The organism is Paenibacillus provencensis (assembly GCF_042678545.1).
Classification (GTDB): domain Bacteria; phylum Bacillota; class Bacilli; order Paenibacillales; family Paenibacillaceae; genus Paenibacillus; species Paenibacillus provencensis.
The window spans coordinates 725934-747709 of the sequence record NZ_JBHTKX010000001.1; the positions used below are offsets into that span (position 1 = coordinate 725934).

Annotated in this window: 21 protein-coding genes and 1 riboswitch; of the genes, 13 read left to right on the plus strand and 8 right to left on the minus strand. The window is 45.4% G+C overall.

Annotated features, from left to right (window positions below; all coding sequences use genetic code 11):
• The first annotated feature begins 81 nt into the window (after positions 1–81).
• The 7 genes from ACFQ3J_RS03565 (at position 82) to mobB (ending at position 5759) form a co-directional block, all read left to right on the plus strand.
• Positions 82–1104 (plus strand): NADH:flavin oxidoreductase/NADH oxidase, encoded by a 1023-nt coding sequence (locus ACFQ3J_RS03565; RefSeq protein WP_251581188.1) that lies wholly within the window; start codon positions 82–84, stop codon positions 1102–1104.
• A gap of 172 nt (positions 1105–1276) precedes the next feature.
• Complete coding sequence (locus tag ACFQ3J_RS03570) at positions 1277–1945, plus strand: PspA/IM30 family protein (RefSeq protein WP_091157582.1); 669 nt, start codon at positions 1277–1279, stop codon at positions 1943–1945.
• Positions 1946–2073: 128 nt separating this feature from the next.
• Positions 2074–2478, plus strand: coding sequence for a DUF350 domain-containing protein (locus ACFQ3J_RS03575; protein WP_076312739.1), 405 nt, complete (start codon positions 2074–2076; stop codon positions 2476–2478).
• A 34-nt stretch (positions 2479–2512) separates the two neighbouring features.
• Positions 2513–3019 carry a DUF4178 domain-containing protein gene (locus tag ACFQ3J_RS03580; RefSeq protein ID WP_091157579.1) on the plus strand — a complete coding sequence of 169 codons (507 nt, stop codon included), beginning with the start codon at positions 2513–2515 and terminating at the stop codon, positions 3017–3019.
• 12 nt (positions 3020–3031) lie between these two features.
• Entirely contained in the window at positions 3032–3784 is a 753-nt protein-coding gene (locus tag ACFQ3J_RS03585) for a DUF4247 domain-containing protein (RefSeq protein ID WP_251581190.1), read from the plus strand.
• 156 nt (positions 3785–3940) lie between these two features.
• Positions 3941–5218 carry a molybdopterin molybdotransferase MoeA gene (locus tag ACFQ3J_RS03590; protein ID WP_251581192.1) on the plus strand — a complete coding sequence of 426 codons (1278 nt, stop codon included), beginning with the start codon at positions 3941–3943 and terminating at the stop codon, positions 5216–5218.
• Between the two features lie 13 nt (positions 5219–5231).
• Positions 5232–5759: a molybdopterin-guanine dinucleotide biosynthesis protein B gene (gene mobB, locus ACFQ3J_RS03595; RefSeq protein WP_251581194.1), complete on the plus strand. Its 528-nt coding sequence runs from the start codon at positions 5232–5234 to the stop codon at positions 5757–5759.
• Here the strand turns inward: mobB and xerS are convergent.
• Positions 5734–6816: a tyrosine recombinase XerS gene (gene xerS, locus ACFQ3J_RS03600; RefSeq protein ID WP_091157572.1), complete on the minus strand. Its 1083-nt coding sequence runs from the start codon at positions 6814–6816 to the stop codon at positions 5734–5736. The two genes, mobB and xerS, sit on opposite strands and share 26 nt — an antisense overlap.
• Positions 6817–7092: 276 nt before the next feature.
• On the opposite strand from xerS, the gene ACFQ3J_RS03605 reads away from it, so the two are divergent.
• Positions 7093–7518: a GNAT family N-acetyltransferase gene (locus ACFQ3J_RS03605; protein WP_091157569.1), complete on the plus strand. Its 426-nt coding sequence runs from the start codon at positions 7093–7095 to the stop codon at positions 7516–7518.
• Between the two features lie 182 nt (positions 7519–7700).
• Entirely contained in the window at positions 7701–9287 is a 1587-nt protein-coding gene (locus tag ACFQ3J_RS03610; protein WP_251581196.1) for a bifunctional metallophosphatase/5'-nucleotidase, read from the plus strand.
• 109 nt (positions 9288–9396) lie between these two features.
• On the opposite strand, the gene phnE (ACFQ3J_RS03615) is transcribed toward ACFQ3J_RS03610, so the two are convergent.
• From phnE (ACFQ3J_RS03615) to ACFQ3J_RS03630, 4 genes are all read right to left on the minus strand, one after another.
• The gene (gene phnE, locus ACFQ3J_RS03615; protein WP_091157564.1) at positions 9397–10203 is read right to left on the minus strand and encodes a phosphonate ABC transporter, permease protein PhnE; all 807 of its coding nucleotides are present in this window, start codon (positions 10201–10203) and stop codon (positions 9397–9399) included.
• A gap of 13 nt (positions 10204–10216) precedes the next feature.
• Entirely contained in the window at positions 10217–11032 is an 816-nt protein-coding gene (gene phnE, locus ACFQ3J_RS03620; protein ID WP_091157560.1) for a phosphonate ABC transporter, permease protein PhnE, read from the minus strand.
• Entirely contained in the window at positions 11025–11807 is a 783-nt protein-coding gene (gene phnC, locus ACFQ3J_RS03625; RefSeq protein WP_251581199.1) for a phosphonate ABC transporter ATP-binding protein, read from the minus strand. The genes phnE (ACFQ3J_RS03620) and phnC overlap by 8 nt, the downstream gene beginning before the upstream one ends.
• 118 nt (positions 11808–11925) lie before the next feature.
• Positions 11926–13029, minus strand: a complete 1104-nt coding sequence (locus ACFQ3J_RS03630; protein ID WP_379292279.1) for a phosphate/phosphite/phosphonate ABC transporter substrate-binding protein — start codon at positions 13027–13029, stop codon at positions 11926–11928.
• A 533-nt stretch (positions 13030–13562) separates the two neighbouring features.
• Between ACFQ3J_RS03630 and ACFQ3J_RS03635 the strand changes: the two genes are divergently transcribed.
• From ACFQ3J_RS03635 to ACFQ3J_RS03650, 4 genes are all read left to right on the plus strand, one after another.
• A complete protein-coding gene (locus ACFQ3J_RS03635; protein ID WP_251581201.1) occupies positions 13563–14102 on the plus strand; it encodes an RNA polymerase sigma factor in 540 nt (179 codons plus the stop codon).
• Positions 14075–15337: a DUF4179 domain-containing protein gene (locus tag ACFQ3J_RS03640; protein WP_251581203.1), complete on the plus strand. Its 1263-nt coding sequence runs from the start codon at positions 14075–14077 to the stop codon at positions 15335–15337. The genes ACFQ3J_RS03635 and ACFQ3J_RS03640 overlap by 28 nt, the downstream gene beginning before the upstream one ends.
• A gap of 184 nt (positions 15338–15521) precedes the next feature.
• Entirely contained in the window at positions 15522–16415 is an 894-nt protein-coding gene (locus ACFQ3J_RS03645; protein WP_251581205.1) for an aldo/keto reductase, read from the plus strand.
• Between the two features lie 236 nt (positions 16416–16651).
• Positions 16652–17899 (plus strand): MDR family MFS transporter, encoded by a 1248-nt coding sequence (locus tag ACFQ3J_RS03650; protein WP_251581207.1) that lies wholly within the window; start codon positions 16652–16654, stop codon positions 17897–17899.
• Positions 17900–17984: 85 nt separating this feature from the next.
• On the opposite strand, the gene ACFQ3J_RS03655 is transcribed toward ACFQ3J_RS03650, so the two are convergent.
• The 3 genes from ACFQ3J_RS03655 to ACFQ3J_RS03665 form a co-directional block, all read right to left on the minus strand.
• Positions 17985–18695 carry a 4'-phosphopantetheinyl transferase family protein gene (locus tag ACFQ3J_RS03655; protein ID WP_091157539.1) on the minus strand — a complete coding sequence of 237 codons (711 nt, stop codon included), beginning with the start codon at positions 18693–18695 and terminating at the stop codon, positions 17985–17987.
• A gap of 6 nt (positions 18696–18701) precedes the next feature.
• Positions 18702–20195: an amidase gene (locus ACFQ3J_RS03660; RefSeq protein WP_251581209.1), complete on the minus strand. Its 1494-nt coding sequence runs from the start codon at positions 20193–20195 to the stop codon at positions 18702–18704.
• A gap of 219 nt (positions 20196–20414) precedes the next feature.
• Complete coding sequence (locus ACFQ3J_RS03665) at positions 20415–21374, minus strand: DMT family transporter (protein ID WP_091157535.1); 960 nt, start codon at positions 21372–21374, stop codon at positions 20415–20417.
• Between the two features lie 146 nt (positions 21375–21520).
• A riboswitch (FMN riboswitch) is annotated at positions 21521–21679 on the minus strand.
• Positions 21680–21776: the final 97 nt, after the last annotated feature.

Below are 21776 nucleotides of genomic sequence, written 5' to 3' on the forward strand. Positions count from 1 at the left end.
TACGAATAAGGGGTTACTTGTTTGTTATTACCTTAGCAGGATGATATTATTCTAGAAAAAAGGACAAGGAGCTGAGATGCGTTGAGTCAATTGTTCGAGGCCTTTAAGGTGAAGGGCATGGAATTAAAAAATCGTGTTGTCATGCCGCCGATGTGTCAATACAGTGTTACGGAGGAGGACGGAATTCCCGGCGATTGGCACTATGTGCATTATGTCAGCAGAGCTGTAGGCGGTACGGGCTTGATTATCGTGGAAATGACCGGTATTCATCCGGACGGAAGAATTACCAATCTGGATACAGGTCTATGGAGTGATGAACAGATCCCTTCCTATCGAAGGCTGGTTGATGCCGTACATTCCTATGGGTGTAAGATTGGGATACAACTCGGCCATGCAGGCCGTAAGGCTCAGGATGCGAAGCCGCCTGTCGCACCTTCAGCGATTCCATTCAGCGAGCGGTATGAGGTGCCAAGAGCGCTAGAGTACGAAGAAGTGAAGCAATTGGTAATCGATTATAGAGAAGCGGCGAGAAGAGCTGTAGAGGCCGGTTTTGACACAGTTGAAATCCACGGAGCACATGGCTACTTGATTCACCAGTTTCACTCTCCCTTGACGAATAATCGCGAGGACGAATACGGTCAGGACTTATCACGATTTGGTGTTGAGATCATCACAGCGGTTAAAGAGGTGATTCCAAGTGACATGCCGATCATCATGCGTATATCCGCGAAAGAATATGTAGAGCATGGCTATGATGTTCCATATGCTGTTGAACTTGGCCAAAAATACAAGGACGCGGGTGTGGATATCTTCCATATTACCTCGGGAGGAGAAGGTCCGATCGGTTCGGATGGCGGCCCCGCTGCCAGAGCCGGATATCAGGTGGAGCTCGCGCATGTATTCAAGAGTGAGCTGGATCTTCCGGTAATTGCTGTTGGCCTGTTGGAAGATTATGAGGATGCGAGAAATGTGATTGAATCGGGTCAAGCCGATCTTGTTGCAGTCGGTCGGGGAATGCTGCGTGATCCGTATTGGGCGCTGCACGCTTCTCAAGCCATTGGCGGCAAGCAGTCTGTACCCAAACCTTATTTAAGAGGATTTTAATGTGCCGCCCCTGTCTACAGCTCCATTGAGGCAGGGATTTTTTGTGTTAAAGGTTTAGGTTTAATAAATATTTGAAACGGAATTTAAAGTGATCCGTAATATTGGATTAGAAGCAACTTGCTAAGTTATGAAGATTGATGCTTATAGAAAACCAATTTGGGAGGAATATGAAATGTCGTTTTTTAAAAGATTGCGTGATGTTACCATGTCTAACCTTAATGCACTGATTGACAAGGCTGAGGACCCGATCAAATTAACGGATCAATATATTCGTGATATGCAGGAAGACCTTGAAGATGCGGAGAAGGCCGTTGCATCTCAAATTGCCCTAGAGAAAAAATTCAAGTCTTTGTACGAGGAACAAGAAGCGTTGGTTAAGAAGCGTGAAGAGCAGGCACATACCGCTGCCAAAGCCCAGAACATCGATCTGGCTCGTCGTGCATTAGAAGAGAAGAAGAATGTTGAAGCGAAGCTTGCTGAGTACAAAGTAAGCTATGAGCAGAACAAGGCAGCAGCTGACAATCTCCGCAGTAAGCTTGAGGAGATGCGGAAGCAGCTCGCTGAAATGAAGAGCAAGCGTGAAACTCTGGTTGCCCGATATAACGCAGCCAAAGCACAAACTGAAATTAACAAGGCGATGAATGATTTTAGCTCGGATTCCGCAACAGCCGGTCTAAAACGGATGGAAGATAAAATGCTGCAGGCTGAAGCCTTGGCAGAAGCAAGCAATGAAATGAACAAGAAGGATAAATCTCTCGACGAAGAGTTTGAGAATATTGGTAAAGACCAGGCTGTTGAGGACGAACTCGCTGCACTGATGAAGCAGTACGACAATAAATAAGTATTTTATTGATGAAGAGATGAATGGATAACATGATCAGCACATATATAAGCGAGGGAGAGACCTTTACAGTTTCTCCTTCGTTTTTCTTGAGGAGTTATCTTGAACAGTGGGGGATGTAAGCCGAGATGGAATTTATGGATATTTTACGCATGCTGGTATGGACAGGATCGGGAGCTGTATTACTTTTTATACTGATGTATATCGATTCGCTGTTTACGAAGTATAAGGATTTTGCAGAAGTGAAGGCAGGCAATATGGCGGTTACAACGAGACTGATTATGAAGCTGTTTGCACAAGGATACATTTTGTCTTCGTCAATATCTGTTTCGTATCATTTAGGGGACGCATTAATTGTATCGGTTATTTCTTTTATCATTCTGCTTGTGATCGAAGCCGTGGTCCATTTTATTATTCGCAGGTTTGCTGCCTTTGATATTGATGGAGGTATGCAGCAGGGCAAGATCGGATATGGGTTGTTCTCCGGAACACTGCATATGGTTGGGGCACTGATCATTTCGGCTTCACTATAATTAAGATCGAGAAGACGTAGGGGATTGATAGATAATGAGTATATGGAAAAGAGTAACGAGTCTGTTGTCGAAGCCAAAGCCGGAGCCGCAAGAGAAGAGCATGCTGCAGCTGGCTCCTGGAGATATATGCGAGGTTTCACTCATTACTTACGAGGTCGTAGGAAGAGTGCAGAATCGTGGACGCAATGCAGTCGTGCTTACGATTCAAGACGGAAACCAGCTCGCATACTTGCATATTGAAGAGAGAGAACGACTCACATACGGACTGTATCAGCCGATTGATGGACGGCTCGACAGCCCGGATGAAGTACCGACAACAATAGAGCTTGATGACCGAGATTATCATATGGAAGAACAATACGCGGGGCATGTGCTGACAACAGGAAGAACTCCTTTCTCCCAGAGCGGAGAGCAGCATGTCTGGCAGTATCAGTCTGATGACAATCATCTGCTCAGGATTGAATGGCAAAATGGGCGTTTCATGCTGTACGAGGGAGAGCACATCATTCCAGCAGATGTTAAAGTTATTCGGGCAACCTAGGAGAGGTTAACCATGAACAAGCGTTTTTTTTACACGATCAAAATTGTACTTGTCCTCAGTTTATTCGTCTCTGTACTTAGTGGATGCGGAACAGCATCTGCGGTCAAAGAGAACTACCCGCTCGAATCTGTGAATGGCAGCGGCAATTCAACTTCCTATGTGTATCGTGCTGCGGGTATGACGGTGCCTGAAGTTGCGGATGAGCTGATGGAAGAGAGATCACCGGAAGAAGTATCTCCACAGGATACAGAGCGAATGTTCCTTGTATATCCTGATGAATTGTATCATCTCCAGCAAGATCCAGAGACACCGGAAGATACGCTTATTGAAGTAGACTCACAAGAATATGTTAGACAGAACTACAGCTCCTCCTTTCTCCAGGGATATATAACGGCATCGATTCTCGACAGTATGTTTGATTCCTTAAAAGGCGCGGGGAAATATCGGGGTTATACAACTCAGAAGACTTATAAACCGTCCCAAGGAACGTATCGGACGCCTACGGATAACGATAAGTCGATGGCACCTCCACTGACAACGAATAAGAGCGGATCCATTATCAGGAGAGGGCTAGGAGATACAGCCGACACAAGCAAGTCAACATCAGGAAATAGTGTGCTCGAACGAGGATCTTCATCATCCTCTTCTAGCAAAGGAAAGATTGAACGAGGGAAGAGCGGCGGATCAAGCATATTCTCATCTCCTAAGAAGAGCAGCCGGCCCAAAATCAAAATGGGTTCAGGGCGAATTTCAAGGCGAAGGTAAGTAGGGGAATAATTATAAGAGCTGGACCTAGAGTTGATTTAAACTTTAGTTCCAGCTCTTTTTTTGAACAGAATCCTGGAATCAGGCTGTACAGACCTTGCAGGGGCAGAAAGAAGCCGCTACACTTTGGAAAAAGATGATAAACATAAGGAGTATATGATGGCAAATATATCAACGGATCCAAAGTTCAACCGCAAAGCGATGCAAGTAGAAGCTGCTCAGCAGATGATCAGCAGGCATGTACAGGAGATGGACACAGAGCTCGTAAGCATTGATAAAGTGCATGGCCGTACGATCAGCAGAGATATTCGCGCACCGCATCCCTATCCTTATTTTCGCAGATCGGGGATGGATGGTTACGCTGTGAAGAGCAGCGATCTTGATGGGGCTTCTGGCAGGAATCAAATCTGGCTCCAAATCGTCGACGAGATTCCATGTGGATATGCATCGGACAAAGTCATCTACGCTGGAACAGCTGCCAGAATTATGACGGGAGCACAGGTGCCGGATGGAGCCGATGCCGTCGTCATGATCGAAGCAACTGAGGTCCGGAATGAAGCTGGAGCTACAGCTGTCGGTTTCAAACGTCCCATCACAGCAGGCACCAATATTACACCCATTGGTTTAGAAATTTCAGAGGGTGAGCTGCTAATCAAAAAGGGAACACTGTTGTCTGCAGGAGAAATATCGGTCCTCGCTACCTTCGGATTTCACGAGGTACCGGTATATCGCAAGCCGCAGGTCGCTATCTTCGCAACAGGAACGGAGCTGCTTCGTGTAGATGAAGAGCTGCAGCCCGGCAAAATTCGAAACAGTAACAGCTATATGCTCGTATCTCAAGTGAAGCAGGCCGGTGGTGAGCCTCATCTGCTGGGTTCGATCGTGGATGATATTGAGCTGGCACGGCATATGCTGGAGGAAGTCGTCCAGAAATACGATGTGATTATAACGACCGGTGGAGTCTCCGTGGGAGACTATGATATTATGGGAGATCTTGTGCGACAGGACGATGTGGAAATGCTGTTTAATAAGGTCATGATGCGTCCAGGCAGTGTGACGACGGCGGCTGTCGTACAACATAAATTGTTATTTGCGTTGTCTGGTAATCCAGGTGCATGTTATGTCGGGTTCGAGTTGTTCGTAAGACCAGCTCTTCGGATGATGCAGGCTTCGGATTCGCCTTATTTGGAGAAGTGGACAGCAACCTTAGGAGAAGATTACTCCAAGGTTAACAACTTTACCCGATATGTCCGGGGTAAACTAAGCATTAAGAACGGAAAAGTGTACGCATCTGCGGCAAAAGTGGACGAGTCGAGTGTCATGGTCACGATTAAAGACAGTGATTGTCTCATTATTGTTCGTCCTGAATCCAAGGGACTTAAGGCAGGGGAACCCATAGAACTGCTTAAGCTAAATACAGCATCCGGATGCTAGAAGGGGGAGCAGGATGAATTCTGGGCATACACATTTCGATCAATCGAGGATTTGGCAAGTCATCGGGTATAAGAATGCAGGAAAAACGACGCTGATTACAAGATTGGTACGGGAGCTGCGAGAAAGAGGCTATACGACGGCTGTCATTAAGCATGATGGACATGACCACTTTGATATGGATCATCCGAATACAGACAGTGGAAAGTATAGTCAAGCTGGTGCTGAAGCCGTTGCTGTCATTTCGAATTCCAGACATGCTGTCATTGAGAAGCGGAGCACATCTCTTGAAGAGATCATCGAACGATTCTCTGCCTATGATTACATTCTGGTGGAGGGCTTCAAGAGAGCTCCCTATCCTAAACTCCTGATGGTGAAAGAACAAGAGGACCTCGCTCTACTTCAGCTAGAGCAGATAAGAGCAGTTATCGCTGTCGATTCAAAAAGGCTGGATAAAGAACAGCTGCCTGACTCGGCAGCCTGTTATGATCGTGATCATGTCACGAAAATTGCAAATTTTATGATTCAGTGCGGCGTTCAATAGCTTCGGACATCGTTTTATCAGTTAGATGGGCATAAACCTCTGTCGTTTCTGTAGAGGCATGCCCCAGCTGTTCCTTGGTCTTGTAGATATCATTCTGTAAATAGTAGTCGGTTGCAAAGGAATGCCGAAGCTTATGAACAGTAAGATAGGGCTTCCCAAAGCGTTTGGCATATTTGATAATCATGGCTTGAATAGCACGTTTTGTCATGCGTTTCCCTTCCTTTTGACCATTGGGGACCGTGACGAAGAGTGCCTTTTCTTTCTTGGGTGTATGATAGCGTAATGTCCGCAGCTGCATATAGGTTAGAAGATCGTCTTTTGCCTGCTCTCTGAAATAGACTGGATTCTTGAATGTTTCATCATTGTTACCCTTGCGATATACATAGAGCACCTTGTTATTGAGATCAAGATCATCGACGTTTAGATTGACGACTTCGGATACCCGCAGTCCTGAATTGAGAATGAGACTGGCGATACACGCATCTCTTTCCTTATTTTGTTCATGGGAATACAGGGCTTGCTTATTCTTCTCGACATCCTTTGCATAGCCCTCTAATATGTATCCGATAAATTCAAGGAGCTCATCTTCCTCCAGTATTTTACCTTTGAGCTTGGCCGCTGTATCCTTGGGCTTATGAACCCGCTTGATCTCGATTTTGGCCATAATATTGCGCTTTAAGAGTGGATAAAACTCCTCATCCTCGGCAATCTGGCTGAGATAGTGAAAGAGTGAGCGAAGAGAGGACAGCTTGCGGGATATCGTGATACGGGAATTTGCGCCTTCTCTCTTCGTCGTTAAGTAGATCCGATAGCCTGTAATGCTGTCCATTCGGAGTACTTCCAGATCCTTCAAGGTGACATCTGAATTCTTCTCTGCCGTGGAGAGTCCCTCTGCACGAAGCCATGTAAAAAACGTATCATAATCCCTGACATACTCCAGCAGGGTGGAGGGTGACAGGTCCGGCAGTTTGTAGTCAATGAATTGCTGAACGAACCAGGGCATGGTTACGACACGTTCATCAAGCTTTTTACGGTCGGTTTCTTTTTGTATATTCATAGCAATGTAACCCCCGGTTTTTTTGGATTTGTATATGGATTGACCTTATTTTACCACATTGATTTTTCAAAGGAAAAAACAAGCCTGCTTAGAAGAAGGATGAAGACTAGAAAGTACGCTTGAAGGTCCGAATTGAAAGTTTTATATTTTATATAAAGGTGTTAGTGTTTAATAGACGGAGAGTATACAAAAAAAAGAACGAGCGCGAGGTGATATGAATTGGAACTAAGCCTCACCATTATATCCAGGGAAGAGAGCCAGATTATAAGGCATTTGATGCAATTTTATTTATATGATTTTACCAAGTATTTAGATATTGATGTGAACAGCGACGGGGTATTCCCCGAATATCCGAACTTGAATGAGTATTTTATCCATTCGGATAAGTTCCCCTTTCTCATTCGAAGTGGACAAGCGCCAGCCGGATTTGCCTTAGTTGAACGATTGTCTGAACGGCGAGAAGGCGATTACTATATGACGGAGTTTTTTGTTATGCAAAAATATCGTCGCAGCGGTGTTGGCACCTGGGCAGCCCAGGAACTGTTTCGTCGTTTCTCAGGCGAATGGAAGGTGTCGCAGGTCCGTACGAATGTCGTTGCGCAAGCATTCTGGAGAAAGGTGATTGGTTCTTATACGGACGGGCAGTTCCGTGAGAGGTTCCATCCGGAGTCAGGTAATCCAAGCCAGCATTTCGTCACCTGAGCTTCAGTTACGATCGCACGAGGCAATTCCGCATTCCTCCTTATCTAGATTCCTTACGGGTTTGCGCATTGTAAACGGATAATTAACCTTAATCAAACAAACCTTTACGATGAGTTGTTGGTTTTCTTTTACAATAGGATGGGAGTAAGCCGCATTTAGAGCACGGGAGGACAAATGAAATAATGAACTCGACAAATACAGTTACGATTACACTGCTCCAGACAAGTGACGTACATGGGCATATCTATCCAACCGATTATCGGGGACCGGGGGATAAGCCCCTCGGCTTTGCCAAGCTGTCAGAACTCATCCGCAAAGAAAGGATGGACGACCCGTCTCTTCTGCTGCTGGACAATGGAGATCTATTGCAGGGAACTCCCTTCATGTATCATTATGCCAAGTACGATAGAAAGGGTGTTCACCCTGCAGCGGCCGTGCTGAATACGCTGAGATTCGATGCAGCAATTATTGGCAATCATGAGTTTAATTACGGGATGGGGCTGTTAAACAGCACGATTAAGGATGCGAACTGCTCCTATCTGTCGGCTAATATCGTTAATCAGACCGATGGTCAGCCAGCGTTTGGACAGCCTTATCGTATATTTGAGATGCAGGAGGGTATTCGAGTAGCCGTTCTGGGAGTGACTACCCACTATATTCCGAATTGGGAGGAACCCTCCAACATTCAAGGCTTGGAATTCGAGGATGCGCTTGCTTCTGCGCAGCGCTGGGTAACTCACATTCGGGATACCGAGAACCCGGATGCCATCGTTGTAAGCTATCACGGCGGGTTTGAGCGTGACCCTCACACCGGAGACGCTACCGAGCCTCTAACAGGAGAGAATCAGGGTTATGAAATGTGCATGCGACTTGAAGGCATCGATGTGCTGCTCACGGGTCATCAGCACCGTCTGCTTGCCGGAGAGCTGAACGGAGTAATCTATGTGCAGCCTGGCTCTGCAGGACAGGCTATATCCAAGGTACAGCTGATGTTTAGCCGCAATCCCGAAGGTAGATGGGTAATTAGTGATAGAAATGCGATGCTCCTGTATGCAGTGGATGCAGAGGCAGATCCTGAGATCCTTGAGATCTTTGCAGAAGGTGAGCGAAGAACTCAGGCATGGCTGGATCAGCCGATCGGCAGAGTCGAGGGGGACATGACGATTGTAGACCCTATGGCTGCCAGACAGATGGATCATGCCTTTACGGAGTTCGTCAACCAGGTACAAATGGAGGCAACAGGGGCGCAAATTTCCTGTGCTGCGATATTTACCAATGAAGCGAGAGGGTTCACTGAGCACATTACGATGAGAGATGTCGTCTCCAATTATATTTATCCGAACACACTCAAAGTGCTTCTACTGTCCGGCAGCGATATCCGGGCTGCACTGGAGCAGAATGCCTGTTATTTTCGACTAAATGAGAATGGAGAGGGGCTTAGAACTTCCGAGAGTTATCTTCAGCCGAAGCCGCAGCATTTTAATTATGACATGTGGGAAGGTATTGAATATGAATTAGATATTTCAAGACCTGAGGGAAGTAGGGTCACCAAGCTGCTGTTCAGAGGCACCCCTATAGCAGATGACACTGAGTATGAGGTTGTCATGAATAGCTATCGGGCAGGAGGTGGAGGTAACTTCTCCATGCTGGTAAACAAGCCGGTAATACGGGAGATCCCGACAGATATGACAGAAATTCTGGCAAACTATATTATGAAGCGGGAAATCATACATGCTTCCTGCAATAACAACTGGAGGGTTATTTACTAAGCAATCTTCACTCTCCAATTGGGAACATAGATAAACCTCCGAACGTATTCGGAGGTTTTTGCTTGTGTTGTTTATATTTAGTGTGATTCATCGACAAACCGAGAGAAGATTAGCCATTAACGAGCTTGGAACGAAGTCTGTTGGACATCCATTCGATGAGCAGGATAAATATGACTAAGCCGATCAGGATGGAGCCGACTTGGTTCCAGCGGTAGCTGTTCATCGCGAAGATGAGAGGAGCACCAATTCCTCCTGCGCCAACAAGCCCTAAGATCGAGGCTTCACGCATATTCATGTCGAACCGGTAAATCGTCACCGACAGGAACAGTGAAAATAGCTGCGGGATTATACCGTAGCGGATTTTTTCAAAAGTGTTACAGCCTAGAGAGGTCATCGACTCCAGTACCTGCTTGTCCAGTTCTTCGATGGAGTCAACATACAATTTGGACAGCATGCCGATAGAGGTTAATCCGATGGTCAGCACCCCTGCAAACGGTCCGGGTCCAGTTACACCAATGAACATGAGTCCATATACGAGTGCGGGAATCGTGCGGATCATAATAAGCAGCAGTCTTGTAAGCCAAGCGATAGGCTTTGGCACTATATTGGATGCTGCCAAGAAAGAGAGCGGAACAGACAGCACTGCCCCGACGAGTGTTCCCAGTATGGCGATGGCTGTCGTTTGAAGCAGCAGATAAAGAACCCCTTGCTCCGTTAGACTGAACAACAGTTCAAGATCGGGAGTAACAATCCCTGTCAAAATATTCATTGCTATCGAGATTCCTTTTTGATTCACATCCTCGAAGCTTACGGTGTCTAGGGACCAGATGAATAGTATGAGCACAATAATGGTAACGGTCAAAATATATCGATGATTCCGAGGGGAAGCACTCAATTGCTTCTCAATGGTTGTCATAGCATGGATCTCCTCATGTTAACTTTTTTCTGAAATGTTCACTGATCGATTCGATGATATAAACCGTGATGACCAGTGCAAAAACAATCATGCCTACATTCGAATAATCACGCCAGCCGAGATTCTCCTTAATCAGTAGACCGATACCTCCCGCCCCTACATAACCAAGAATGGCTGCATAGCGAACGTTGCCCTCGAAGCAGAACAAGGAGGTAGATAGATAACGGGAGAGCACCTGTGGAAATATAGCATAGCGAAAAGCTTCGACCCGGTTCATGCCAATCGACTCCATGGCTTCAAACGGACCCATTTCGACGTTCTCAATTTGCTCGTACAACAATTTTCCGACATAGGAAAGCGTGAATAAAATAATTGCGACTAGACCCGCCATAGGACCGAGTCCAAAGATAAAGGTTGCGATCAAGGCGGTTACCAGTGTCGGAAGTGTTCTTAACAAGCTCATAATGATCTTAAATATAGAGGTAATCACCTTGTTCCGCATCACGTTGGAAGAAGCGAGCAGGGCGAATGGCAGGGCGAGTATCGCTCCAATCATCGATCCTAACAGCGACATTTGAAGTGTCGCGAGAAGTGCTTCCAACAGCTTGGGGAAGTAGCTCCAATTCGGAGGAACCATTTGGCCTAATATTTTGAAGAAATTTTCGATTCTTGAAAAGAGCAATTGAAGATCAAAGCCGGTTAACTGAACAGATGCTGCAGTCAGAATCGCAAGAATAACGAGAACAAGCGGAAGCCGTGTTCTTTTTTGCATAACGACTTTACCGTTATTCAGCACCATCTTCTTCGGAGGAAACAATTTATCATACATGGGTAAGTGCCACCTCCTCCGGGAGGGGAACATCGCTTAGCTTACTGCCGTAAATTTCATCCAGGGTGTCCTTCGTAACTTCAGACGGAGGACCGTCAAAGACAATCTCTCCTGCTCGAACCCCGATAATGCGCTCGGCATATTCTAGTGCAACTTCCACATGGTGGATGTTCATAATGACCGAAATATTCAAAGTTTCATTGATATTCTTAAAGTCATCCATCACAATTCGGGAGGTAACCGGGTCAAGGGAAGCGATTGGCTCGTCCGCCAGGATGATATCAGGATTCTGGGCGAGTGTCCGTGCGAGCGCAACCCGCTGCTGCTGTCCGCCGGAGAGCTGGTCTACCCGAACATAAGCCTTATCCAGTATGCCTACTTTATCTAAAGCCTCTAGTGCTTTTATTTTCTGAACTTTTGTAAATGTTCCTGTCAGCTTGCGCCACATCGGCAGATGCGGGACAAAGGCGACAAGGACATTGCTCATGACACTGATTCGGTTGACTAAGTTGAAGGATTGAAAAATCATGCCAATTCTTTTGCGAAAGTTCCGTACTTGCCTGCCTCTTAGCTTGGATACATCAACTTGATCTACGAACAACTGCCCGTCCGTAATATCATGCATGCGATTAATACATCGAATGAGGGTAGACTTACCTGCTCCGGACAGACCGATAACCGCAACGAATTCACCTTGCTCGATCTTGAGATTAATATTCTGTAGTGCAATTGTGCCGTTCTGGTAGGTCTTTTGTACATTGATAAACTCGATCATGGGTCAAGCTCCATTCCTATAGTTTTTGCTGCCGAGATGAAAAAAGGAGAACATCATTAGAAGCCTGATGCTCTCACTTTTTTAAAAGCATATCATTTTAAGTTTGATTCATTTTATCTTATTGGTTTTTCATGTTGCGAATAAGCTCTTGCGCTTCTCTTTCTCCGTCATAATCAGAGGATTGTGCTTCTTGGTAGCCCTCGTGGCTGTAAACAGCAATGACGTTCTTGCCTTCTTCTGTTTTGGCGATTTCGATAAATGCTTCCTGAAGAGCGGCTTTGAGATCATCGGTAATTACTTCACTGTTCTTGCTCACACTGATCGTATCATTGTAGATCCCTTGGGTTACACCGATGACATTCGTCTCATCCCAGATTGGGTTCGTGCGGTTGAATTCACTTGTCCATTGCTCCGCGTAATCACGTCTTGCGTCAGCAAAGGCAACGATCACATCGACCTGCTCTGCAGCCAGACGGCCAAAAGAGCTGCCGTAGGAATCGGATGTCACGACATTGGACAGATCTGTGATACTCTTCTCATAGTTGCCTTGCAGCCACAGTGTTGGATAAATATAACCTGCAGAAGAAGTCGTTGACATGACTGCCCAGTTGGCGTCATTCAATTCTTCCCATGTCAGTTCTTCGCCGTTATTGACTTTCTCTGCGAGTTCTTGTCCTTTAGCGGAAGGACCTGCGATGACCAGGGAGCGATAATATGTTGCTTGTTCACTTGTCGGTTCAGTTGGTTTGTTATCGTTCCAATCTTTTGGAGCATCAGAGTCGTTGGACAATCCTGCACGTGTTGCAGTCAGAATTACATCGGCTCCGTCATCGTACAGCGCGTAAGTTCCACCGGGAATAAAACCGATATCTGTCGTTCCTGCGGACAGTGCTTCACCGACGGCTTCGTAGGTCGTACCAACGTCAATGCTGATTTCTCCCACTTCAAAGCCTTGTGTAGACAGCTGCTCCTTCAAGAGATCTTTGAGCGGGTCAGTAGCAGTAATAATATCTTCCGGGTCTTTGGAAGGAACGAAGCTGATTTTGAGCTGATCAATTTCTTTTGTTGTGCTGGCTGCTTCGCCAGATGTTCCTGTGTTATCAGAAGCCTGTGAAGTCGTAGGCGTTGGTTCCTGTGATGAAGTGCCGGCATTAGAGCCACAGCCTGCAATCAGAGCGGTAACCAGAGTAAAAGTGGTAAGAAGCATGTTTCTTTTTTTCAATTCATAACCCCCGATAAATTTGATTATTCAAGGCAAGGCACGTATCCCTATCTTGAAAGACAAGCTTATTGTACCTTTGGAATGTTAATAATTTATAAACGTGATGTCAGCGGGGTTATAAATTTGGATAGGTTTCCATCGATTTCAACAAAATGAGTCATGTTTCGTGGTGTTTTTCGAGTGAAATGTAAAAACATTGGACTTCAGAGAAGCAAATTTCGTTATTATACCTGTGGTCGAATTTCAAAAAAAATTTACAATTAGTAATGAAATTTGTAGATATACTAGATGGAATGGCAGCGATTTATATTTTTAATGTCATTGGCTGGTTATCATAGATTTGATCATCAGTAAATTTAAGCAGACTTAACACCACAATTAAGACAGGTTTGGTTACATCCCAACTCGACGCAGAAAAGCAGCCTTTATGATTCGCTGCTTTTTTACTTTCACTTAACATAAAAAATTTTAAATAGTTGAAACCTGATTGACATTCTCTTGCATCTAACATACGAGTTGAAAGGGGGGAAGTTATGGACGTTGCAAAGGAAGTGAAAAAGGCCCAACGAGGTAACCTTAGATCATTTGAACACTTGATTAGTGCTCACAAAGTTACAATGTATCAGGTAGCAAGAACATTACTAGCCAGCGATGCTGATTGTGCAGATGCCATTCAAGAAGCAATTTTAAAGGCTTTTTCCAAACTAAAGAGCTTGAGAGAGCCCAGTTATTTTAAAACATGGCTGCTACGAATCGTTATCAATGAATGTAATCAAATCCACAGGCGAAACAAAAACGTAATTGATTTCAATGAACTAACATTCCCTTCTACCAGTGAGAAAGGATATGAAAGAGTGGAGCTAGAACAATTGCTGGCGACGCTGCCTGAAGAGGACAGGCGATTGCTGAAGCTGTATCACATTGAGGATATTTCGATTAAGGATTTAGCTGATATTTATGAAAAACCGGAAAACACCATAAAAACATGGCTGCGCCGTGCTCGTGAAAATGCCCGGTCACTCTGGGGAGAACAGGAGGAGTTAGAATGGAAAAATGGGAGCAGGAAATCATGAAGCAGGTAAACGGAGCTATGCCTGAAACGATCGAAGATCGTGTAAACCTGACTCTTAAAGGATTAAAGAGAGAGCGTAGTCGATTATTAAAGCAACGTTATGGCATCTTAACAGCAGCAATACTGCTCATCACCATAGGAATGTCCTCTTTCTCTCCAAGCTTTGCTGAATCCCTCAAATCCCTCCCGTTACTTAAGTCAGTATTCGAATTAGTCGGCGGAGTGGATGTAAAGAGAGGCAGCGAGCTTCAGCTTACAACGGAGCTTGGTCAGAAAGTTAAAATCAATGACCAAGAAATCACATTCACGGAGAGTCTGTATGATGGTTCTAAAATTAACCTGGGCTGGACTGTACCTTCGAATGATCGTGATCCGTGGGCATTTACAGAAGATATCATGTTTACGATTGATGGTAAGAGGATAGAAGATTATGGTGGGAACATATCCTATGAGAAGCTCGATAATGGTATGTATGCAGGGACAATTAGTATAGATGTCAGGGGAGATGAGCATTCATTTCCAGAGTCCTTCGTGCTCGGACTTATGTCTACAGATGAAACTATTACATACGCCAATATCCCCATCGTTCAAGAAGGTGAATATCAAACCTATACAATCGGACAAACCAAAACGTGGGATGATAATGAAGTGTTTCAAGTTGATTATGATGCTGTTACTTTATACCCAACCACCACTGAAATCTCTTTCAGTCTACCGAAGTCAACAACATTATTTTGGGATTTCCATGTGTATGACGATCAAGGACGCGTTTTACAACCAATAAGTTCAGGTGGAGGCGGATACAAGGATAAAAACCATTTTAAAGCTTATTTTGAGCCTTTCGAGATGATTCCTAATAAGATATTCATCAAACCTTACATGTTAAATCCTAGTTCAAAAATTAGTGGTGAGTGGAAAGGGGAGCCATTAACTATTGATCAAGGGAAGGCAGGATCGCTGACGATTCTGGATCAGAAAATAGAAAACAATAAGTTGACACTGACTTATGAAGCTGAAGGATATCGCATATTCGAACAACTCGATCGGATATGGCTCGAAGATAGTAAAGGGGTTCAATATCATGAGAACGATACAGCGACTCGTATTGATGGCACGAATAAGTATCAGCTTACTTTCTCCAATGTGAGTGACATAGATCCCATCTATATTAGCACTTACAAATTCAATACGAAATACCTGGAGGGTCTCGAGGTTAGCGTTGATTTAAAGCAATAGTTTGAAGAGCTAGTTAATAAATGATCTGGCATATATTTGATATCCGGCATAGCTGAGGATGAAGCTTAGTATACGAGAGAAAATATGGACCCGGCTCATCTATTGTTTCGCTTTTTTATGAGGTGGTAATACGAACATATCAGATACTTTATGAAATTGACTTTTACCCAAGGAGGCTATAATTATGGAACAGCGCTCTTATGGAAACACAGGAATGAAAGTCAGCGTGCTTGGATTCGGCGGGTCGGAAATCGGGTCCGGCATATCGAAGCCAGAGGTGGATCGGCTGCTTGGAAGTGCGATCGAAGCCGGATTGAATGTGATCGACACTGCGGAATGTTATGGAAATAGTGAGGAATTAATTGGACAGGTGCTTGGTCCCAAAAGAGAGGATGTGTATCTGTTCACCAAATGTGGACATGCTTCCGGATATGATCAATCAGATTGGGATCCGGTCATGCTGTCCAATTCGATAGACCGCAGCTTGAGAAGACTGAACACGGAATATGTGGATATGATTCATTTGCACAGCTGTTCGGAAGAAGTGCTTCGGGAAGGCTCTGTCATTGAGGTATTGAACCGGGCCAAGGAAGCAGGTAAAACAAGATTTATTGGCTACAGTGGAGATAGTAAGGATGCATTATACGCTGTTCAAACCGGTGTGTTCGATAGTCTTGAAACATCTGTGAATATAGCGGACCAAGAGGCCATTGACCTGACCATTCCTGAAGCGCGGAAGCGGGGAATGGGTGTGACGGCGAAGCGTCCGCTAGCCAACGTGGCCTGGACTTATGATACGCTTGAAGAAACGGCTTATCCATTTGTGTATTGGAATCGGTTACGGGACTTGAACTACGGATTCCTAGGTGAGAGCAATGAGGAGGTTATTGCTAAGGCGCTTAGTTTCACTTTATCCGTGCCGGGTGTAGATACGGCGATTGTAGGTACCAAGAAGCCAAATCGTTGGCAGGAGAACGCGGACCTGTTAAGAGAACGGTTACTTGCCAAGGAAGATTATGAGGTGATCCGTGACCGCTGGAGAGAAATCGCATCAGATGACTGGACAGGAAGAACATAATGATGTATTTGATCAGAACCTTAGGATGAACATATATCCTAAGGTTTTTTTATGGCAATTAACTTGAATAAGATTATTGCAATATATGAAAAGTTCATAATAGTAAAGCATGTAGGTATCTATTTTCTTTCGTCCGTCCTGCCAATTGAGTGAGTGTTTACATGTATTGACAGATAGCGATTAAGCTGAAATGATATGTACTAACTTACTTATTAGCAGAGACAGATGGAGGCATTATGAACAGTCATTTAAAACAGATTCACCCGCTCGCCTGGACCATTATTGTTGGAACGATGTTCGGAAGAATGGCCACATCGATGAGCATTCCTTTTCTGTCGATCTATCTCATTAAATCGATGGGAGCAAGTCCAGCGGAGGCAGGTATGGTTGTCGCTGTCAGCTCGCTGATCGGCGTATTTGCCAGTTTTTATGGGGGATACATATCGGATCGAATTGGACGTAAAAAAGTATTGTTATTCTCGATTTTTAGCTGGGCACTTGTATTTATCGGCTTTGCCGTGGCCAATCAGATCTGGATGTTTTTTGTTATGAACGCATTAAATGGGCTGTGTCGAGCTGTATTCGAGCCAACCTCGCGAGCGATGCTGTCGGATATTACAGATCCGAAGAACAGGCTGTTAATCTTTAATTTGAGGTATGCGGCAATCAATGTCGGTGTCGTGATCGGTCCTTTGCTCGGTTTGCAGTTTGGAACGTCGCAGAGCGGGGCCCCATTCATAGCCGCGGGATTTGTATACATATTATATGGGCTGGTTCTTATATTCCAGTTCGGAAGAAGAAGTGATATTAACCTTGGTCGTGCTACCACTGCACAGTCCGTATCTCTAAAGGGAGCTTTTGCAGTGACTAGCCGTGATCGTACCTTTATGTATGTGTTAGTAGGTTCTATATTCTGTGTGCTAGGATATGGACACTTTAGCTCAACACTCCCGCAATATCTTGAACTCAGTCCGAGCTTTGGGAATGGAGCCGAAATGTTCACTTATATGCTTTCCATGAATGCAGTGGTGGTTCTGATCGTGCAGTATCCGCTGGTAAGATGGTTCAGGAACTTTCCTCCTGCGGTTTCTTTAATTGTCGGGAATGCCTTTGTGGCCAGCAGTTTACTTGTATTCGGCTTGTTTGAATCTAGATGGACGATGATGCTTGGCGTCATTATTTTTACTATTGGAGAAGTGTTGATGTTTACCCTGATGGATCTATTGGTAGACAGAATCGCTAAACCAGAGCTGCGAGGCACCTATTTCGGCATGATCGGCTTTAATAATATGGGAAATGTACTCGCCCCGGTCATTGGAGGGTGGTTATTGACCTCGTTATCTGCAGAACAACCTCTGATGATATTTTTACCTTTGGCTTTAATGACGGCATGTGGCATTCCATTCTTGTTACTCGCTCATTGGAAAATGCGTGATCGGAATATCGATCAGCGGGCCGACAAACAGACGCCTGCTGCTAGCTGATAGGAAGGATGTTCATGTTCATTAAATTTTCAACTCAAATAACGACAGCAGGGCAACCGCCCTGCTGTCGTTATTTTATGTTTCACTACTTGCCTCGGAGCACCGTATGACCCGCCAAAAGCTGATGTAAGTCTATTAGTTCTATAGATTCCGGAGCATTCCCGGATCGGCTGCAAACGGCGAGCGAATAGTCGGGATCGATATCGTAACTTCTAAACGACCAGTTTTCTTCCACCACCTCGTGTAAGCTGGAGAATGTAATTTCTCCCGGACTGGCTATGCGAAATTCGAAAGAATCAAGGGGGATTGAAAGTCCGGCACCATTCGCTTTCACATAGCTTTCTTTAAGCGTCCACAGTTTATAGAATAGCTGCTTCTGCTCTGATGCTGCCTGGTTTCGCAGCAGCTCCCCCTCGTTCCGAGTGAAGAATCGATCTGCCAGGGACAAATCCACGTCATTTATCTCCTCAATGTCAATGCCGACAGGGCGTTGATCAAAAGCAGCTACCACCCAGGAACCTGAGTGAGAGATATTGTAGTGATACATTGGATAATGAACGAATTCAGGTTTGCCGAAGCGATTCGTTTGCCTGTCCATCTTATTGCGGGGCAGCTTCCAATGTTCGACTGCGTAGCTCTGAATCAGCAGCTCTCCGCATAGAGATCTTAATTGGTCAGCATAACGTCTGAACCTGCGGATTTTCATTTGCTGATCGAACGGCAGAGCTTCTATACATTGATTCACATCAATGGGCTGCTCAATGGCGGTATGCAATCTGACCCCAAGAATGTCCATTGGTGTTTAATGCTCACCTCCGGATGTGAATGGAGTAATCCACAAATCTGTATTCTCAAGCAGGTGCGCCAGCTGGAGCATCTCATGCTCTCTTCCTTTAGCAGACATGAATTGCACGCCCATGGGCAGCCCGGACTTACTAAGATGAAGAGGGAGACTCATCGCAGGTGTACCTGTCAAATTCGCAAGCTGTGTAAACGGCGTATACGTTAAGCTAGGCTCGAACATTTCATAGATGAGCTCTTGCTGTTTGTCTTTAGATAACTCACTAACCCTAAGCAGCTGCTGAATCTTCTCTGGCCCAGGGGTCAGTTCACCAATCTGCGGAGCCGGATAAGCATTTGCAGGTGTAATATAGAAGTCATATCGATCAAAAATGGCGGCCATTTGTGCTGCAGCAACGTCCCACTCTGCAAGACTATGTACAAATTCAGCTGCTGATAATTTTCTTCCTGCCTCGAGGAGCACCCAGCCTTCGATCTCAATGTCTTCAGCAGTAATGGCTCTTCCAAGCCCGCGCTCCATCTTCAGTACCATGGCTGCCATCTCACCGCTGTTCATCATGTAATAATTCTCCATGAGATGAACGCCGTTTACCGGACTTTGTTTTTCTTCAACGATATGTCCTTCGGATTCCAGGTATTTGACGACCTTGAGCACTGCCTCCTTGGCATCCTCACTGACAGGCGTGCCTACTGGAGAATCCATCGTATAGGCAATTCGGTATTTCCGTTCAATCGTTAAGTACATGTCTTCCAAGTATCTTCCCGGGTAAAGCGGTACCTGGAAGGCAGCTTCGTTCTGAAGCACCTGCAGTACATCGAGGAGTGCCGCACTGTCCCGCACCGTTCTTGATAAGGCAAAATCAATGGAAGCACCCTGCCACTGCCGACCAACTCCCGGTCCGACGGGAGTCCGTCCACGTGTCGGCTTTAATCCGAACAGCCCGCTGAAGGAAGCGGGGATACGAATCGAACCGCCGCCATCACTTGCTCCGGCGACAGGTATCATACCGGAGGCAACGGCTGAAGCCGATCCTCCACTGGAGCCGCCGGGAGAGTGGTCTGTATTCCAAGGGTTTCTTGAAGGGCCGTGCAGTCTAGGCTCGGTAATATTCTTGAGACCAAATTCCGGGGTGTTCGTGTGTCCAATCGGAATAAACCCGGCTCTCCGAAGCTTGGCTACGTAATGAGAATCGTAGAGTGGCTTGTGTTCAGCAAATAATTTGGAACCGGATGTAAGAGGCTCGCCGGCGATCGCTTGTGAAATGTCTTTTAACAAGATGGGAACACCTGCAAAAGGCTGGGCCAGTGTATTTACCTCGCGCGCTTCTTGCAGTGCAGCTTCGTAGCGAGTACGGACCACGGCATTAAGCTTAGGATTCAACTGATTGATTTTTTCAATGGCAGCAGATACAAGCTCTACTGGAGAGATTTGTTTATCTCTGATCAGCTGTGCGAGTCCTACTGCGTCATAAGATGTATAAGGAAAAGAAGTCATAGGCTTATTGATCATCCTTTCTAATCGTTCTCTCTATCATAACGCATAATTCCATCTGATAGGAGGGAAAGTGAAAACCTGCAAATATAAAAAAATCGCCGTCCAAATGGACAGCGACACATTAATATGACTCTAATTATATAGTCAAGCTTTAACCTCTTGCCGACTCGTTATATCCTCATCTGTGAAACTTCCACCTAAAATTGATTCCATCGGTTCTCATGTCGTGTGTGAGACCAGCTGCTCGCTACTCTGTTGCTGCTGACGCGCGAATATAAACAAAGATGTCCAAATAAGCACGAAACCAATGAGCTGAGCAGGAGTGACCAACTGTCCAAAAGCGATCCAGTTCACGAGCACACCCATCATCGGGAAGCTGAGCTCGGCAAGGGTAGCCATCGATGCTTTGGTAGAAGACAATCCTTTATAGTACAATAGCAGACTCAGCAGCCCGGGCAGCAAAGCTTGTGCCAGCAAGTTAACTCCGATACTCGTTAGTGCAGCTCCTGCCTGGGGAAGATTCATCGCTGCTCCTTCTAACCAGGTCATGACGAGGAGCAACGGCAGCGCGAGTACATATCGAAGAGAGGTCACCGTCTTGTACTGCGCCTGGCCGAGAAGCAAGCGTCCCATCACCGTAGATCCACCCCATAATGCTGCAGCGAGTAGAGATAGAAGGCTTCCTACCTTAATCCATTCATTATTCGATCCAAAAGGGACTGTAAATCCGAAGGTAAGCAAATACGTTCCCAGGATTGCGATGGTAAAGAAGAAGCCGAATCGTTTGGGCAGCGTCTCCTTAAGAATCAGCTTTGCGAGCAGTATGGCAAAGATCGGCTGCATTTTTTGCAGCAGCACAACCGCATTTAGATCACCGCTCGACAAGGCCATCGTAAAAATAATGGTAGCTAGTGCAGAACCGCCCCAGGATATGACAAGCAGCGCGAATAAATGCTTCAAACGCAGGCTTTTTAATTCAGATCGGTTTATCCATAGAATCGGTACAGCAACGAGACAGACAAGGAGGTGCTCAATCAGCACCACTTGCGTCGAGGTCATGTAGTCCAATAGATGAATACGGAACAGGGGTCCAATACCCCATAGTGCTGCTCCGAGTGCGACGAGCCAGAAGCCGGTTGAGCCCGCCGCAGGTGATGCTTTTTTGTTCGTGTGTTCCATAATCCAAACTCCTTCGTAAGTGAGAATTTGAATATGGTATCTTCAGATTGTCAAAAAACCCCCGTGATTGTGCACATATAACTATGCACTTTCAACAGGGGTGATCAAATAAACATGCGTCTCAATTATAACAACAGCATGTAATCAGTGATCTTCTCTCATCCGGACTATAACCGTCGGCCTTGGAATTACACCAAGTCAGTCGCGTGCTCAAGGAATGCTGAGCACGCGAGTCGCGGGCTTCGTTCTTCATTTGCATGAACGTCACCGCCGATTGGGATTTTCACCCTACCCCGAAGATCCAATATTCATTTGTTAAGATAGTATAAAATAGTAAGCAGATAATTAGTTGTAACCTACTCAGACATAATAATATAGTAAGCGCTATCGTAGCAATACTTT

Excerpts from the sequence above, each read along its gene's own strand:
- phnE (WP_091157564.1), bottom strand. The coding sequence starts at position 10,203 with ATGACAACCATTGAGAAGCAATTGAGTGCTTCCCCTCGGAATCATCGA.
- phnC (WP_251581199.1), bottom strand. The coding sequence starts at position 11,807 with ATGATCGAGTTTATCAATGTACAAAAGACCTACCAGAACGGCACAATT.
- ACFQ3J_RS03660 (WP_251581209.1), bottom strand. The coding sequence starts at position 20,195 with ATGACTTCTTTTCCTTATACATCTTATGACGCAGTAGGACTCGCACAG.
- ACFQ3J_RS03650 (WP_251581207.1), top strand. The coding sequence starts at position 16,652 with ATGAACAGTCATTTAAAACAGATTCACCCGCTCGCCTGGACCATTATT.
- ACFQ3J_RS03665 (WP_091157535.1), bottom strand. The coding sequence starts at position 21,374 with ATGGAACACACGAACAAAAAAGCATCACCTGCGGCGGGCTCAACCGGC.
- ACFQ3J_RS03580 (WP_091157579.1), top strand. The coding sequence starts at position 2,513 with ATGAGTATATGGAAAAGAGTAACGAGTCTGTTGTCGAAGCCAAAGCCG.
- ACFQ3J_RS03635 (WP_251581201.1), top strand. The coding sequence starts at position 13,563 with ATGGACGTTGCAAAGGAAGTGAAAAAGGCCCAACGAGGTAACCTTAGA.
- ACFQ3J_RS03575 (WP_076312739.1), top strand. The coding sequence starts at position 2,074 with ATGGAATTTATGGATATTTTACGCATGCTGGTATGGACAGGATCGGGA.
- ACFQ3J_RS03605 (WP_091157569.1), top strand. The coding sequence starts at position 7,093 with ATGCAATTTTATTTATATGATTTTACCAAGTATTTAGATATTGATGTG.
- ACFQ3J_RS03610 (WP_251581196.1), top strand. The coding sequence starts at position 7,701 with ATGAACTCGACAAATACAGTTACGATTACACTGCTCCAGACAAGTGAC.
- xerS (WP_091157572.1), bottom strand. The coding sequence starts at position 6,816 with ATGAATATACAAAAAGAAACCGACCGTAAAAAGCTTGATGAACGTGTC.
- phnE (WP_091157560.1), bottom strand. The coding sequence starts at position 11,032 with ATGTATGATAAATTGTTTCCTCCGAAGAAGATGGTGCTGAATAACGGT.
- mobB (WP_251581194.1), top strand. The coding sequence starts at position 5,232 with ATGAATTCTGGGCATACACATTTCGATCAATCGAGGATTTGGCAAGTC.
- ACFQ3J_RS03640 (WP_251581203.1), top strand. The coding sequence starts at position 14,075 with ATGGAAAAATGGGAGCAGGAAATCATGAAGCAGGTAAACGGAGCTATG.
- ACFQ3J_RS03590 (WP_251581192.1), top strand. The coding sequence starts at position 3,941 with ATGATGGCAAATATATCAACGGATCCAAAGTTCAACCGCAAAGCGATG.
- ACFQ3J_RS03570 (WP_091157582.1), top strand. The coding sequence starts at position 1,277 with ATGTCGTTTTTTAAAAGATTGCGTGATGTTACCATGTCTAACCTTAAT.
- ACFQ3J_RS03585 (WP_251581190.1), top strand. The coding sequence starts at position 3,032 with ATGAACAAGCGTTTTTTTTACACGATCAAAATTGTACTTGTCCTCAGT.
- ACFQ3J_RS03645 (WP_251581205.1), top strand. The coding sequence starts at position 15,522 with ATGGAACAGCGCTCTTATGGAAACACAGGAATGAAAGTCAGCGTGCTT.
- ACFQ3J_RS03655 (WP_091157539.1), bottom strand. The coding sequence starts at position 18,695 with ATGGACATTCTTGGGGTCAGATTGCATACCGCCATTGAGCAGCCCATT.